This is a genomic window from Chryseobacterium pennipullorum, assembly GCF_003384725.1.
Lineage (GTDB): Bacteria > Bacteroidota > Bacteroidia > Flavobacteriales > Weeksellaceae > Chryseobacterium > Chryseobacterium pennipullorum.
Genome location: NZ_QNVV01000011.1, coordinates 14,237 through 29,727, shown reverse-complemented (window position 1 = coordinate 29,727; position 15,491 = coordinate 14,237). Strand labels below are relative to the sequence as shown.

Genomic DNA, 15,491 nt, shown 5'->3' with positions numbered 1-15,491 from the left:
GAAATCCGGATTGTGAATCCGGATTTTTGCATTTCCATAAGCCGCTAAAAAATTGTAAATTTGCGTGCAAATAAATCAGATATAATGAGTAAAAGTATTGAAGAGTTAAAATCTCTTGCTACGCAGATCAGAAGAGACATTTTAAGAATGGTTCATGCTGTCAATTCAGGACACCCGGGCGGTAGTTTAGGTTGTACAGAATACTTCACAGCGCTTTACGGAAAGGTAATGAACTATCATCTTCCTTTCACGATGGAGGGCAAAAATGAAGATCATTTTTATCTATCCAATGGGCACATTTCTCCGGTATTCTACTCCACACTGGCGAGATTCGGCTTCTTTCCGGTAGACGAGCTGAGAACGTTCAGAAAGCTGGATTCAAGATTGCAGGGTCACCCTACTACCCATGAAGGTCTTCCGGGAATAAGAATCGCTTCAGGATCTCTTGGACAGGGTCTGTCAGTTGCTCTTGGTGTTGCACAAGGTAAAAAGCTGGATGGAGATCAATCTCTTGTTTACTCACTTCACGGAGATGGTGAACTTCAGGAAGGTCAGATCTGGGAAGCACTGATGTATGCAGCAGCTAAAAAAGTAGACAACATTATTTCTACGATTGATTACAACGGGCGCCAGATTGACGGAGATACTGATGATGTATTAAGCCTTGGAAATCTTCATGCAAAGCTTGAAGCTTTTGGATGGATCGTTTTGGAAGAGAAAAACGGTAACGATCTTGAAGCGGTCATTGGTATTCTTGAGAGAGCCAAAACAGAAACCGGAAAAGGAAAACCGGTAGCTATTATTCTTCATACAGAAATGGGGTACGGTGTAGACTATATGATGGGAACTCATTCATGGCATGGTAAGGCTCCTAATGATGAGCAGCTGGATACGGCATTCAAGCAATTGTATTTAGAAGCTCCTGCTGACTATTAATCATAAAAGATACACTATCAACGATACATGATGAATTTGGATGGTTTTTCAGAATATAAACTATTGTAGACCATCATGAATCACTTATCAAAAACTTTAGTAAAAATGAAATATACATATACAGAAAAAAAAGACACTCGTTCAGGATTCGGAGCCGGATTAGCTGAACTTGCTGACAAAAATCCTAATGTAGTAGCACTTTGTGCGGACCTTATCGGTTCTTTGAAAATGGAGAAATTCATTGAAAAGGCGCCAGAAAGATTCTTTCAGGTAGGTATCGCAGAAGCGAATATGATGGGACTGGCTGCAGGACTTAGCATTACGGGGAAGATTCCGTTCACAGGGACTTTTGCCAATTTCTCTACTTCGAGAGTATATGACCAGATCCGTCAGTCTATTGCATACTCCGGGAAGAATGTAAAAATCTGTGCATCTCACGCCGGTCTTACTTTAGGTGAGGATGGTGCTACACACCAGGTGCTTGAAGATATTGGGATGATGAAAATGCTTCCTGGGATGACGGTTATCAATCCTTGTGATTACAACCAGACCAAAGCGGCCACTATTGCTATTGCTGATTATGAAGGTCCTGTATATTTAAGATTCGGAAGACCTACTGTTCCTGTATTTATTCCCGAAGATATGCCTTTCGAAATCGGAAAAGGAATTATGCTTCAGGAAGGAACTGATGTGACAATCGTTGCCACAGGACACCTTGTATGGGAATCTCTTGTTGCTGCCGAAGAGCTTGAGAAAGAAGGTATTTCATGTGAGGTAATCAACATCCACACGATCAAGCCGCTTGATGAAGAGATTATTATAAAGTCTGTTGAAAAAACAGGTAAAATAGTAACCGCTGAGGAACACAACTACCTGGGTGGTCTAGGAGAGTCTGTTGCAGGGATGCTTGCAAGAAGAAGACCTACAAGACAGGAGTTCGTAGCTGTAAATGATACTTTCGGAGAGTCTGCAACCCCTGCAGAACTGATGAAGAAGTACAAGATTGATGCAGCAGCAGTGAAAGAAGCTGTAAAGCGAATATTAGCTGATTAATCATCAGCTGCCACTATATAACCCGGGCTGTTTCTTAGAAACAGCCCGGGTTTTTGTTGGAGATTTGTTAATAACAGTCAGTATCTGACAATGAAGATGGTTACGGCATTTTTTGCCCCTTATGGCTGCTCACTGTTAACAGGAATTCCCACCGCTTCAAGTACCGGACATAGTATTTTCTCAATATACTCAGCCTCTCTCCTTCCGGAAGCTTTGGAACCTGAGAAGTAATTGCTGATCTTATAATTTTTCACAAACTGGTTTTTCTTTTGCCCGATAGCATAATAATATCCTCCCATTTCATCATTGATGAAGTAAACCATTTCATCAAAATTCATGATCTTCTTTGAGAAAAAGAGTTTTCTGTAAATACACTTTTCTGATTTGTCAAAAATATACTTCACAGGAACGCGGAAAATAAGATCAGATAAAAAATAAGCCATATAAGCTCCCCAGACGATCAGTGCAAATTTATAATATGCTCCTGACCATTCTCCGGCATAATAATATGTTATTCCCGCAAAGGCAAGAACACCCAATAGAAGCCACCATACCAAAGCCCGGAGAAAACTGTAATTAGGCATAAAGCTGATTTCACTTCCGTTATCCTGAAACCTATAGCGGTCGGTTACGTTCATCGCCTGGTGTATTAATATTCATAATATCCTCCGTCTCGTTTACCATTTTCTGTATTTCTCTACGTGTAAGTGCCTGTCCAATTGACAGTTTTTCGTGTTTGCCGTTGACTTCAAAGTGTATAGACAGCATTACATTGGTGGTAATAAACCCCATATATTTCATGGCCAGTACTTCAAAATTGGTAAAATCCTGGAAAGAATAGGTTTTGGCAGGAACAAAAATACTGGCTTTCCCTGTAATGGTCTGCCGCTCAGTATCAATAACAAATTTTTTAGCAAAAAAATTAAGGACCATAATAACCACCAGGGCAAAAATAATTAGGCTGAGAATTCTTACATTGTTAAATGTCAGCACGCCAATAGCGAGAAAAATAAGCACAAGCACTGATATAAATACCGGCTGGTTTTTAAAAACGTATTGGCTTCCTTCTTTTTTATAAAATCGTTGTGTATTCATGATTGGTAATTTCTAATGTTGGTATAATTAAGTAATACTTATAATAATAATTTTAATTTCCTCTCCCCGTTAATCATCCGAGCTTTTTCAATTCTGCTCATATTTTCTTAAAGGATAAACCGATCAGTTTGGAAATATCTTTAAGACTCTTTTAGCTGCCCCACGTGTCCATCCACTCCAGGTATTCAGTTCTATATTCATTATCGTTGAGCCGGATAATGATCTCTCTCAGATCCTCTGTTTCAAATTCATAATCTGAAACAGTAAACAAAAGGAAAATATCTCTTCCGGTTATGTTCCTGAAAAAATTTTCATTTTTGAGTTTTTCCAGTACTTCGACACATGAAGCATACAGCTGGGATCTGAAGCTCTCAAACCATTCACCAGAATTTTCATTACTTTCCAGCTCTGCTCTAAGCTGCGTGCATATCCCATTAAATTCATCATCAGCCCCTTCCATTTCATAGGTCCATTCTGCAGGTTCGTATTTGTAATATAAAGCATCATCTTCATCCGGATCTTCTAATACGGTAAGCGTATTGGAAGCCGGACACACTGTCATTGCCCCCTCATCACTGTACAATGCAAAACTATAAATGTTTTCATCGCCATGTTTCTCAAACATTTCTATAAAAGCTTTTTTTGCAGCCTCTTCTATCTGGTTTTTCAAATTCTCAAAATCCATACTCTATTTTTTAAAATGGGCCGGTAAAATTACCGTTATTCCTTTACATTATCGGATTACAATCTTTAAAATTCCAGCCAGTTTCATGATTATAGATATACAATTGGAGCGCGAATACTGCTTAGCGAAACACAATAAGGCTCTGTAAAAATTTCTACCTATCTTAAGTCTTCAGTTTTTTGCATATCAACATCATTTAATTAAAGAATTGATATCAAGACAGTTACCTCCATACGCTTACCCTAATATGTTTCAAAAAAACTAGCCTTACAGATATGTACAATAGAAATATTTTGTAAGATCTGCTCTGTTACACCTTAAAATTTTACTACTTCCCCCTATAATTTTATTCCGGACTGTAAAGCATTTTAATGCTTTACATAAATGTGTTAAAAATAATGTCTGAAAGAAAAATGTACAAACGATTGTCAAAAAAAAAGCAATACGATTCACATTTTAGGGATATAATAATTTCTAGTTTTGAAAACATCAACGTTGATAAATGTTCTGAAATCAGCCTTATAAGTGTACAGTATAAGTAGATAAAAGAATTATTTAAATCAAGCCATAATCAAATGGCAAACAAAATTTGTTCAATTCAAAAAACAATTAAAATGAAAAATCTAAAAGGAATGAAGGGAAATTTCTCTTCTGCAGAAAACAAAAAATTACAGAGAAAAGATCTTAAATCTATTGTCGGTGGTGGTGATTATCAATATGTATCAACAGACGGTGGTAATGGCTGTTATGATAAAGAAACCTGGAAAGACGGAGTACGTCAAAATACCCTGTTTGTAGGTTGCTAATTCTTGTTACTCACAAAAAACGGAGGGTCTAGGCCCTCTGTTCCTGTTTTAGATCGTCACTCTTTTGACAATTTTTTCAAACTTTTTAATGATACCCCTATGCGTAATTTTTCATATACATTAATCATTAGTTTTTACATTCTTTCTTCCTGTAAGAGCAGTAATTTAAACTACATCACCTATTACAATAAAGTGAATGAGATCGACAGCATCTACCGTTTCAAAAAAGACACCTTAAAAGTTATCAGCCAGTACAGGACATTGTTTAAAAAATACCCACCCAAAAATCAGGACCGTATTGCGGAGTATTATACCTATATCAGTATGGCAGACCAGCACGATAAAAACTTTGGCGGAAAAAAAAGCCTTTATAAGCTGATTCCTTTAGTAGCCCCCTATTGGCAGTTTGAAAAGAAAAATGTGAAGCTTATAGCATTGTATAAAAAATACGGTATTGATGAGCAGGAAATGGAGCGGGAAGTAGCAAAGTGGAAAAAAAGTCTTAATAAGAAAATGGTAGATTCTTTCACTGTTGCCTTTAAGCGCGACCAGGACAGCCGTAAAGATTCAAATCATGACAATATGATTGTAAATGACAAAAAAAATGCTGAAATGCTGAAAAGGATGTTTGAAAATGAGGGATTTCCCGGTTTGCAAAAAATAGGATTGTATAATGGCGATTTTTTCATGCCATCCGGCCCTTTGCTTCTTCATCTGGCTAATTACCCTGAATATCACGACTATTTTAAGACCAAGCTTCTGGAATATGTAAAATCCGGCGAGCTTCCTCCGAGAGATTATGCGGCCATGATGGACCGATATAATCTCCAAGTTCTTAAAACAGAACCACCATACGCAATATATACTGGAAGCAGCACCATAAAGGACTCGACAATTATTGATCGCAACCGAAAAAGTATAGGTTTACCCCGCATGAAACATTCTCAAGCTATTATCAAGGAAAAATAAAAAAGAAAAATGATCCTGATTATTTCTAAAAATAAAGAAATTACCACGACTGAAGTTATAAAATGGCTTTTGAAAATGGGCAAAAGCTTCATCAGGATTCATGAAGATGAGGTTTTTGATATTAAAGTCAAAGAAAAACGGATTTTTCTGGAAAGCTACAGGAACCTTTTCTTCCTGGATGATATTACCAGCGTCTGGTACAGACGGGGCGGGCTGCAGTTCAGGCAGCTCCAATATGAAAATAAGCAGATCAACCTCACCATGAATGAGTACCAGCACTGGCTCGAAGATTATGTAAGAAAAACCCTTGAATCCAAAAAGCATATCAACAAAGAAAGTAAGAATGATATCAATAAGCTGCTGGTTCTTGAACAGGCCCAGAAGGCAGGTCTGGAGGTCCCTTCTTATTTCCTCGCAGACACTACAAAAGAAGTTGTATTGGGAAGAACAATTATTAAAACCATCTGTGGAAATCCGCGGGTAGATCACATCACCGCAGATTCAACGGCAACGATGTATACCAAGGTGGTGGATCAACCTGAAAACGAACTCTTTTTCCCCACCTTCTTTCAGGAAAAAATTGAAAAAGATTTTGAAATCAGAAGCTTTTATCTGAACGGCAACATATGGTCGATGGCTATTTTCTCCCAGAATGATGAACAAACTCAAATTGATTTCAGAAAGTATAATCTTAAGAGACCGAACAGAAATGCACTTTATCAACTTCCTGATACGATCGAACAAAAGATAAGAATGCTGATGGAGACGCTGGATCTTAACTGTGGTTCACTGGACTTCATTAAAAGTGGAAGCCACTATTATTTCTTAGAAATCAATCCCACAGGACAGTTTCTGGGCATGTCGTCGATCTGTAATTACTCATTGGAAAAAGAAATTGCTGATTATTTATGAAACAAAATTATTACACCCTAGAAAAGAACAAACTTCCGCTTGTTTATAAATATATGGAAGTAGTAAAAGATAAAACCCGTGATCATAAGCAATTCAGCATGACCATAGGTTGTGAAAAATACCAGACCGACTTCCATGTAAAATTAAAACCTCATAAATTTTTGACCAGGATAATATGAAATACTTCAATCTATTCAGCACCGTTATGGTCACCAAAGGTGCCGGAAGAATATTGATATCAGATCTGCAGAGAAATACCTCAGAACTGTATCCTTTGGAAGTCTATGAGCTTATTGTAGAGCTGAAGATTCATCCGATCGAAGAACTGCTGAGAAATTATGATGAAGAATCCAGAGAAATCGTCAAAGAATATCTGGAAATGTTTCTGGAAAAAGAATACGGCTTCATTACTGACAATGACTGGGATCACAACTTCCCGGTCATGTCGTATGCTTACAATGATCCCTGCACAATTTCCAATGTTTTCATAGAACTCAATGATTTAACTATTCTGCAAAAAATAAGGACATCCATAGACAGCCTGGGAGTGCAACATCTCGTCATCTTCTCAGAAAAGGAACTTTCTTCTGATGATTTTCTCACCATAGACCATCTTTTTGACAATACTTCTTTAGAAAACATTGAGATTTACTCTCCCTTCCATCAGAAGGTAGACCTACCTTTTATACAGGCACTTCACAAGAAGACAGAAAGAATTTATAATCTGATCTTTTACAACTGCTCTCAGCCTCCTTTCAAAGCTAAAAATGAATACCGGTTTACCCTGCATTTTGTAGAAGAAGATCTTAAAATATCTGCCTGTGGAAAAGTAGAACTGAAATATTTCAATACCAACCTCTCCAAAGTATTGGAAGCAGTCAACTATAATTCCTGCCTGTATAAAAAAATAGGTATTGATAAAAAAGGGAACATTAAAAACTGCCCTCTCATGGCGGAAAGCTTCGGGAATATTCATATCAACAGTCTTGAGGATGCATTGAACAATCCTGCATTCACCCAATACTGGAATCTTACAAAAGACCATATTGAAGAATGTAAAGACTGTGAGTTCCGGTACCTCTGTACAGACTGCAGGGCTTACACCGAACGGTCTGCTGAAAACAGAAACAGTCTTGATGTATCAAAACCTTTGAAATGCGGCTACAACCCCTACTCAGGAAAGTGGGAAGAATGGAGCACAAACCCTTTAAAACAACAAGCTATTCAATACTATGATTTGTCGAAATCTAAGCATAGATAATATCTGTATTTCAATCCTCTCAAAACCTAAAATACATGAGTGGGAGGATTTATAAAAAGAAATTTTTGATTTTTATTACTTAAAAAATTTCCACTTCGGAATAATGGCCAGCATCCCGAATCCGGTAAAAAGGAAAAGATTGGTAACATCTGTATACAGAAATGTAGACAGGTAGTAGTTATGCATAAAGAAATGCAGCACCAGAAGCGCCGGGAACATAAAGATCCCTACTTTTTTATAAAAGAACATGAGTACCAGCCCCACCATCATCAGCAGATCAATAGAAAAAATAACGTAAAAGTACCATCTTGGGATTTCCAGGTATTCATGCTGCAGATATTCATCCACATCTATTCCCAATCCCATTACGGTAAACAACATCAGGGCTGCAAATGCCAGTACAAATCCCCATCCTTTCTTAGGATCTTCATCAAAATAGCTGTATTCTTCCATAGGTACAAAAATAAAGAACTTATGAGAGATTTCATAAGTTCTTATATAATTATTCGTTTAAAATTTGATTTACACAGAAATAGCGTTAATCAGTCTGTTTTTGTCGCTTAAGTACTCTTCCATAGAAATCATACTTTCAGTTCTCATTACATCCTGAATATCATCTATCTGATAAATAATTCTTTTGGCATCATCTGTATTCTTCGCTCTTACTTTACAGAAAATGTTATACTTCCCGGAAATAACGCTAGCTTCAATCACGTTAGGGATTGTTGACAATTCTTTCAGTACTTCCTGAGTACGGTTTGATTTTGTCAGAAGGATCCCTATGAAAGCTGTAAAGTGATAATCCAGCTTACCATAATCGATATTAAGAGATGATCCCAAAATAATACCTGCATCTTCCATCTTTTTCACTCTTACGTGAATTGTTCCAGCAGAAACATCCATCTGCTTTGCAATTTCTGTAAAAGGCATTCTTGTGTTTTCTACTAAGAAATCAAGAATCTTCTTGTCTATTTCGTCCAGTTGATAGTTCATATTAGTTAAATTACAATTTCTTTAAAAAATCTATGTATTTTTTGCAAATTTACAAAAAATAATTTAACTAAAAAAAATATATTAAATATTAACAATAATTAACACGGATGATAAAAATCATTAAAATATTCCGATTATTTTCCATTTGATTTTGTAGAATCTGTTTTTATTTCAGCTTTCTGTTCAGGAACTTTTTTATCTTTTTTCTTCTTTTTAAACAAAGAATTAAAGCTTTTACTCCACACAACACCTCCTCCATAAGCTTGATTAGCAGATCCGTTTGTACTGGCCAAGCCCATACCGATATTGGTAGGTTTAGAATACCCCCGAATTACCAAAGTACCGTCATTCTTTTTGGAAAGATCATACTCAATAGAACCTTCCCCAGACAGATAATTATTCTGCGCACTTTCAGTTTTGGACAATGGAATCCCAAGACCTGTTTTGATATTGACCCTTGGCGAAAGTGCAACACTTAGTCCGGCATTAGCTCTGTCTGCAGTGTTTGAGTTCTGATCTCCCTTTACATAGTTCAAGTCGATCTGGAATTCATTACTCATGGTATTAAGGACCGATCCCAGCTGCTTCAGAAGCATATTATATCCTGATGATTCGGCTACATTTCCCACATTCACATCCACTCCACCACTGTTGGACACATTGAATGTGCTCAACAAAAGAACGGAACCGAACTGGAGCACCTTCTCCCCTTCCTGGCTCATTTTGGCAGCCAATGTCTCTTTTACCTGGCTGGAAACATCCAAAGCTGTTACATTAAGATCAATCTGTGGATCCACTAAAGACTGCGTAATATGAGCCTGCAGTAAGATACTGATCGGCTGAAGTTTGCTTAAGCTCAGATATTCCCCAACATTGGAAACCATCCTGACATAGTTGGCATTTATATCCAGAGCGGGCTTCATAGCATCACCGTCCCATCTGATACTGCTGTTCTTTTCAATCTGAAAGGTCTTGTTAAGGATCGCTTTAGAAACAAAAGTTCCGTTATCCACCTTGTAAGTTCCACTCATCGCGATATTCCCCTGTCTGTTCATGTGGAATTTCAGAGGATCAGCAGTTCCTTTCACGGTAATATTTCCCACATCATCTCCTACCAATACATTTACGGTAGTTCCCTTATCTACAGCCAGATTGAAATCAATATTCATGTTGGCTCCTGTTTTTTTCTTTTCTTCCAATGTCACCAATCCGTCTTTTCCTTCTTTCAGGAACCTCAGCATCTTAAATTCTTCCACGTTGGAAGTAGAGCTTGAGTTGAAAGTAAAGGTACTTCCGTTCAGCGCTTTCATATTGGGAGTCGTTATGCTCAATCCGGACACAGGTCCGTCCACGTAGAGATCCCCCTGTCCATATACTCTTCCCCAGAACAGATCAAAATCTTTCTGAGTGGTATTGAGCATCAACAGATTGTCTGCTCTCATTACGAGAGACACCCCCATTGAAGAAAGGGTTTCAAACTGGATCGCCCCTGAAATATTTCCTTTTGAGTTGGATCTACCGTCGTGGACTTCAATATTGTTGAGAATGGCTAGTCCTTTGGTAAGCTGGATAACGGTATCATCAAACGCATAATCCACCCCGGTAAACATCAATTTGAGCCCGAAATCTTTTAAGGCAATATCCCCGTTGTAATCGAGATCACGAAGGGTACCGCTGATTTTGAGATCACCGGTTGCTTTTCCGCGAAGGTTTCCGAAGATGGTTTGAACAAACTGCTGGGTAAATGCCAGGTCAAATTCACGCATTTCTGCAGTCAGATCAATAACCGGCGATGAGGTATTGTTATTTACCGTTCCCGTAAGGTTCAGGCTGTTGTTACCCAAAGCTCCTGCGGAATGCACTTTTACATCAATATCATATAGATTCAGTGAAAACCCATTGGTGGCAGAAATGGAAATATCTCCCATATCATTGCCATTCATTTTAATATCATCGATATTAAGGTCTACCAGTGGCTGCAGCGTACTTTTGTCCATTTTGATCTTTACACTACCGTTGGCTAGCCCCTTAATATCCATATTGTTTCCACCGGATTGCATTTCGAGCAGTTTTTCTATCGCAAAGTCACTAATATCAGCATCCACATAAAAATCTTTGGACGACTTAAATTGCGCTTCTTTGATATGCAGTGCGCTTTTATCGGAATAAATCCTAAGATTCCTGATATCAAAATCTCCGGTTTTCCGTCTGTAAGTAATGGAATGGTTCAGTTCCGGACTGGTATCAATTGCCCATGTAACTTCATTGAAATTAACCTCTGTAGGTTCAAATCTGAATACATAATCCCCTACAGCATCTGTAGACTGATCTACATTGATGGCATATTCTTTAAGCTGTTCATTGATCTCGTCCTCGGGACTTCCATGTTTGAATACAGTGGCCAGATGCAGGGTATTTCCGTTTTCGTTATTACCTTTAAGCTCGAAATCCTTTATAATATTTTTGTTATACTCCAATTTGTTGATCTTTGCGTAAAGCTGCTGATCAAGGTTGGCTGTATTAATTCTCACCTTAACACTGTCTATCATGGCACTGTCGCGGCTGATATTCTTCCGGTCGTTTACTTTGTAATCGGGATTGGAAGCTGCCAATGCTTTATCAGCATCGGTAATTTCCTCTTCCCTGCTCATGATATACTTCAGTGCAGCAGCATCAAGATTCAGGATCAGATTATTAGAGTTCCCGTCATATTCACCTTCTACAATAGCGCCCTGGGGTAATCTCAGATCCGGTAAAAAGTAATTGACCAATCCTTGCTGTACATTGAAATTCATCGTGAAATTCTGTCCACGGTACAGCTTTCTGGGTGGTGGACCAACGAGAATCCTCCCAACCCCGTTTTCTACCATTCCGGCAAGATCGGCAAGACTGTATCTTCCTGATATTTTTCCTGTTGCAGCACCCGGAGCATCCACATCAATCACACGGCCACCCGCATCAACAAAAGTTTTGAGTTTAGCATTGGGAATAACGTATTTCTGTGTGGCTGTAGCAAAGTGAAGATTATTGGCATCCACATCCAGAGTAAGATCATTGATGGAGGACATTGCCATTTTCCCGTTTACCTGTCCACTTACAATCTGGTTTCCAGGCTTATTGGTAAAATAATTCATGTTCAGATAAGTGACATCAGCATTCACATCCATGGCGGTTTTTGAGGTACTGAAGTCAATCAGCCCTTTGATGGTTGCTTTTGCCTGCTCATCATTGACGGTGATCAGTCCGTTATACTTTTTATGATCCAGCAACCCGTCGAGGTAAAGGTTATTGATCACCTTATCCATAATCTCAATACTGGCGATCTGGGATTTGGTGGTAAGTCGCATCGTATTGACATCGAAACTTTGCCCGTTCAGATCAAATTTACCGGAAATTAACCCTACCGTTTTATTTTTGGTAATGACAGAAGTATTAAGGTCTTTTACCTCAAGAAAACCTGAATATTTAGGCATCGCTGTACTATATCCGGTAAGAGTAAGCTTCGAGATCGTGGCCTGCCCTATTCCTGTCAGCAGATTTCCGTGATCCACATAGATCTGGTCGGGGTTTACTTTAGCGGCTCCGCTATATTTTAATTTTCCAAAATCGTCCGCAAAATTCTTCATTTTTGTGGAAATGAAGGAAGGCATCATAGCCTTCAAATCTTTATAGGTAAAATCTGTAGACAGATCTTTTGTTTCTATGGAGAAGTTCCCTTTCAGCAGATTATCTACTTTCATGGTCTTTGTTGCAATATTGACGTCAGGATTCCGGATAAGAAAATTTTCAAGATGAAATTTATTTAACGGACCCGTCATTTTTCCTGAAAGATTGAAAGGCTTTATATTATCCCAGTTGGTCACAAAATAGCTGATATCGTATCCACTCACCTGGCTCCCCTGTTTGATATTCATATCCCAGCGAACTTTATCGGCAAAATCCGCCCAGGAACCATTATTGAGATTGAACTTAACATCTCCCTGGAGTAAAGTATGGTCGGTATTGAGGGTAAGATCCTTTAAAGATAAAAACTGATGCGTTAAGGACAGCTCCGTTGAAAAAGTATCCACAATATGAGGTTTTCCCCATCTTGACGTCACAAAGGACATATTATTGATGAGGGCCGAAATATTGGCGCCATTTACCTTTACATTGGGTGCTTTTAAATTGAAGTTTGTGGCTGTAAGCCATTTTCCGGGTTCTCCGGGAGAATTATTGTTAACGATCGACACCTTGGAATCGATGATCTGCACTCTGGAGTTCAGTTGAAAAGGAGGTTTATTCGGGTCTCTTTTTTTTCCGCTGTCAAACAGTTCTGTAAACCTGATAAAGTTGGAAATACTATCTCCTTTGTAAGTAATGACTTTTATATCTGCATTAACGAGGGTAAGTGAATTAAAGCTTAAAGAGTTGCTGTTTCCGGAAATCGCATTCACAGCCAGTGATATCCAGTCTGAATCTGCACGGAACTCGCGGGCTTTAATAAATTCAAGGCCTTTATAATCTTTGACTTTCAAACCTTTTATGGTGACATCGCCAAAATAATTAACATCGACACTTTCTGTAGAAAAGTCGGACTTAAAATCATTATTAACAAGTTTTAAAGCCTGGTCTGCCGCCCATTGCTTTGTCACCGGAAGATTGACGGCAATAAGTACCCCACCTACCAGTACAATACCGAGCCAGAAAAGAATCAGAAGAAGTTTCCCCCACCAGGTATAGCTGGTAACATCTTTTATGGCCTGTTTTCCAAACTCCTCAGCAGTTTCTACCGGATGATTGATTGCATCTGAAGCAAGCTCAGAAGCTTCTTTTACGGTCTCCCGTACTTTTTCTTCAACATTTTCTACAGTTTTCTGTACCTGATCCCCTAGGTTTTCAGCTACTGATTTTTTATTCTCATTCTCGTTATTATTCTCTAACTTTGCCATTATTATGAGCGACTCTATAATTTTAGGTATTGAATCGTCCTGCGACGACACCTCAGCAGCTATCATCAAGGGAAATTCTATTCTTTCAAACATTGCCGCGAACCAGGCCATCCATAAAGAATATGGAGGTGTTGTCCCTGAATTGGCTTCACGGGCCCATCAGCAAAATATCATCCCCGTTGTTGAAAAATCTTTTACCAAAGCAAATATACAACAAAATGCCATTGCAGCTATAGGATTTACACGTGGCCCCGGACTTCTGGGATCACTCCTTGTAGGAACATCATTTGCTAAGTCTCTGGCTATGAGCCTCAATGTACCACTGATTGAGGTAAATCACCTTCAGGCACACATTCTGGCCCATTTCATCGAAGATGCAAATCCTGTGCCGCCTACATTTCCTTTTTTATGCCTTACGGTAAGCGGCGGACACACGATGATTGTTCTTGTCAAAGATTATTTTGATATGGAAATTATTGGAAAAACTATTGACGATGCTGCAGGCGAAGCTTTTGATAAGATTGGAAAAATCTTTGACCTTGATTATCCGGCCGGCCCTATCATAGACAGACTGGCAAAAGAAGGAAACCCTGATGCTTTTTCATTTAATAAACCCAGATTAGAGCAATACGATTATTCTTTCAGCGGTATTAAAACTTCAGTTCTTTATTTCATCCAGAAAGAAGTCAGAAAAAATCCGGATTTCATTAAAGAAAACCTGAATGACCTTTGCGCTTCCGTACAAAAGTCTATCATTGAGATTCTGATGAACAAGCTTGAAAAAGCCGCCAGGGAACTTCATGTAAAGGACGTAGCTATCGCCGGCGGTGTATCTGCCAATTCTGCTTTAAGAAAAGCGATGGAAGATAATAAGGAAAAACTGGGCTGGAATATTTTTATTCCCAAGTTTGAATATACTACAGACAATGCAGCAATGATTGCTATGGTAGCAAAACTAAAGTTTGACAGAGGGGAATTTACCGATATGAGAACTTCAGCAACTGCAAAGTATGATTTATAAACTAAAAGACTAAAGAAGAAAGACCTCAATATCAGAAAACAAAAACCGATAAACAAGAATACCATTCAGTTTTTTCAGGTTTCTGTATTTCTTTGCCACTAATTAATCTCTATGAAACTATTCTACGGACATATCCAGGACAATCAGGTGACCATCAATGATGAAGAGCAGCAACATATTGTAAAAGTGCTGAGGATGAGAGCAGGAGAAAATATTCATGTAACAGATGGAAAGGGAAAGCTGGCTTCGGGTACACTTATTCTAGAGGGCAAGAAAGCTGCAATCGATGTTTCTGAAATCAAGGAAAGCCTGCCAGATTTCAGTCCCAGACTTCATATTGCAATTGCTCCTACAAAAAATATTGACCGCATAGAGTTTTTTGTGGAAAAGGCTGTAGAAATGGGCATTTCGGAAATCAGTATTATTATCACCGAGAAAACGGAGCGTAAAAATATTAACATTGATAAAATCAGAAAACAAGCTATTGCTGCCTCTAAGCAAAGTCTCAGATTTCATTTTCCGGAGATCCATGATGCTGTAAAACTATCTGATTTTTTGAAAGGTCTTGATACTGAATCTACTTTTGTGGCACATTGTAATGAAAGTCTTGAAAGGACAGAGCTTAAAAATCTTCCGCCGATGGAAAAACTTACATTTCTGATCGGGCCTGAAGGTGATTTTTCGGATAAGGAGATCGGATACCTTTCAGACCATAAGGTAAAAGCCGTTTCTCTGGGGCATCAAAGGCTGAGAACGGAAACTGCAGGTTTATTTGTCGCTGCATGGAATTATTTCAGGATGATGAAATAATTCCGAAATATTTTTTAAT

Annotated in this window: 14 protein-coding genes; 8 read left to right on the top strand and 6 right to left on the bottom strand. The window is 38.4% G+C overall.

Annotated features, from left to right (window positions below; all coding sequences use genetic code 11):
• Positions 1-81: 81 nt before the first annotated feature.
• Positions 82-936: a transketolase gene (locus DRF67_RS13055; RefSeq protein ID WP_262511406.1), complete on the top strand. Its 855-nt coding sequence runs from the start codon at positions 82-84 to the stop codon at positions 934-936.
• Between the two features lie 105 nt (positions 937-1,041).
• Positions 1,042-1,989, top strand: a complete 948-nt coding sequence (locus DRF67_RS13050; RefSeq protein WP_115928831.1) for a transketolase family protein — start codon at positions 1,042-1,044, stop codon at positions 1,987-1,989.
• Between the two features lie 119 nt (positions 1,990-2,108).
• On the opposite strand, the gene DRF67_RS21815 is transcribed toward DRF67_RS13050, so the two are convergent.
• From DRF67_RS21815 to DRF67_RS13035, 3 genes are all read right to left on the bottom strand, one after another.
• The gene (locus DRF67_RS21815; protein ID WP_228435807.1) at positions 2,109-2,627 is read right to left on the bottom strand and encodes a hypothetical protein; all 519 of its coding nucleotides are present in this window, start codon (positions 2,625-2,627) and stop codon (positions 2,109-2,111) included.
• Positions 2,605-3,084, bottom strand: a complete 480-nt coding sequence (locus tag DRF67_RS13040) for a hypothetical protein (protein WP_115928730.1) — start codon at positions 3,082-3,084, stop codon at positions 2,605-2,607. The genes DRF67_RS21815 and DRF67_RS13040 overlap by 23 nt, the downstream gene beginning before the upstream one ends.
• 151 nt (positions 3,085-3,235) lie before the next feature.
• Positions 3,236-3,769, bottom strand: coding sequence for a DUF4303 domain-containing protein (locus tag DRF67_RS13035; RefSeq protein ID WP_115928729.1), 534 nt, complete (start codon positions 3,767-3,769; stop codon positions 3,236-3,238).
• A gap of 614 nt (positions 3,770-4,383) precedes the next feature.
• Between DRF67_RS13035 and DRF67_RS13030 the strand changes: the two genes are divergently transcribed.
• The 4 genes from DRF67_RS13030 to gwsS all read left to right on the top strand — a co-directional run bounded on the left by DRF67_RS13030 (position 4,384) and on the right by gwsS (position 7,717).
• The gene (locus DRF67_RS13030; protein WP_165851796.1) at positions 4,384-4,575 is read left to right on the top strand and encodes a TIGR04139 family peptide modification target; all 192 of its coding nucleotides are present in this window, start codon (positions 4,384-4,386) and stop codon (positions 4,573-4,575) included.
• A gap of 99 nt (positions 4,576-4,674) precedes the next feature.
• Positions 4,675-5,544: a hypothetical protein gene (locus tag DRF67_RS13025; RefSeq protein WP_115928727.1), complete on the top strand. Its 870-nt coding sequence runs from the start codon at positions 4,675-4,677 to the stop codon at positions 5,542-5,544.
• A gap of 9 nt (positions 5,545-5,553) precedes the next feature.
• Positions 5,554-6,456 (top strand): grasp-with-spasm system ATP-grasp peptide maturase, encoded by a 903-nt coding sequence (gene gwsG / locus DRF67_RS13020; RefSeq protein WP_115928726.1) that lies wholly within the window; start codon positions 5,554-5,556, stop codon positions 6,454-6,456.
• Positions 6,457-6,631: 175 nt separating this feature from the next.
• Positions 6,632-7,717 carry a grasp-with-spasm system SPASM domain peptide maturase gene (gene gwsS, locus DRF67_RS13010; protein ID WP_115928724.1) on the top strand — a complete coding sequence of 362 codons (1,086 nt, stop codon included), beginning with the start codon at positions 6,632-6,634 and terminating at the stop codon, positions 7,715-7,717.
• Positions 7,718-7,792: 75 nt separating this feature from the next.
• Here the strand turns inward: gwsS and DRF67_RS13005 are convergent, their stop codons facing one another.
• The 3 genes from DRF67_RS13005 to DRF67_RS12995 all read right to left on the bottom strand — a co-directional run bounded on the left by DRF67_RS13005 (position 7,793) and on the right by DRF67_RS12995 (position 13,641).
• On the bottom strand, positions 7,793-8,170 hold the full coding sequence (locus tag DRF67_RS13005; protein WP_115928723.1) for a hypothetical protein: 378 nt from the start codon (positions 8,168-8,170) through the stop codon (positions 7,793-7,795).
• 69 nt (positions 8,171-8,239) lie between these two features.
• The gene (locus DRF67_RS13000) at positions 8,240-8,710 is read right to left on the bottom strand and encodes an Lrp/AsnC family transcriptional regulator (protein ID WP_029298841.1); all 471 of its coding nucleotides are present in this window, start codon (positions 8,708-8,710) and stop codon (positions 8,240-8,242) included.
• A gap of 134 nt (positions 8,711-8,844) precedes the next feature.
• Positions 8,845-13,641, bottom strand: coding sequence for a translocation/assembly module TamB domain-containing protein (locus DRF67_RS12995; RefSeq protein ID WP_115928722.1), 4,797 nt, complete (start codon positions 13,639-13,641; stop codon positions 8,845-8,847).
• A gap of 4 nt (positions 13,642-13,645) precedes the next feature.
• Here DRF67_RS12995 and tsaD point away from each other — a divergent pair, with 4 nt between their 5' ends.
• Positions 13,646-14,662 (top strand): tRNA (adenosine(37)-N6)-threonylcarbamoyltransferase complex transferase subunit TsaD, encoded by a 1,017-nt coding sequence (gene tsaD / locus DRF67_RS12990; RefSeq protein ID WP_115928721.1) that lies wholly within the window; start codon positions 13,646-13,648, stop codon positions 14,660-14,662.
• 111 nt (positions 14,663-14,773) lie between these two features.
• Positions 14,774-15,472, top strand: a complete 699-nt coding sequence (locus tag DRF67_RS12985) for an RsmE family RNA methyltransferase (protein ID WP_115928720.1) — start codon at positions 14,774-14,776, stop codon at positions 15,470-15,472.
• The last annotated feature ends 19 nt before the right edge of the window (positions 15,473-15,491 follow it).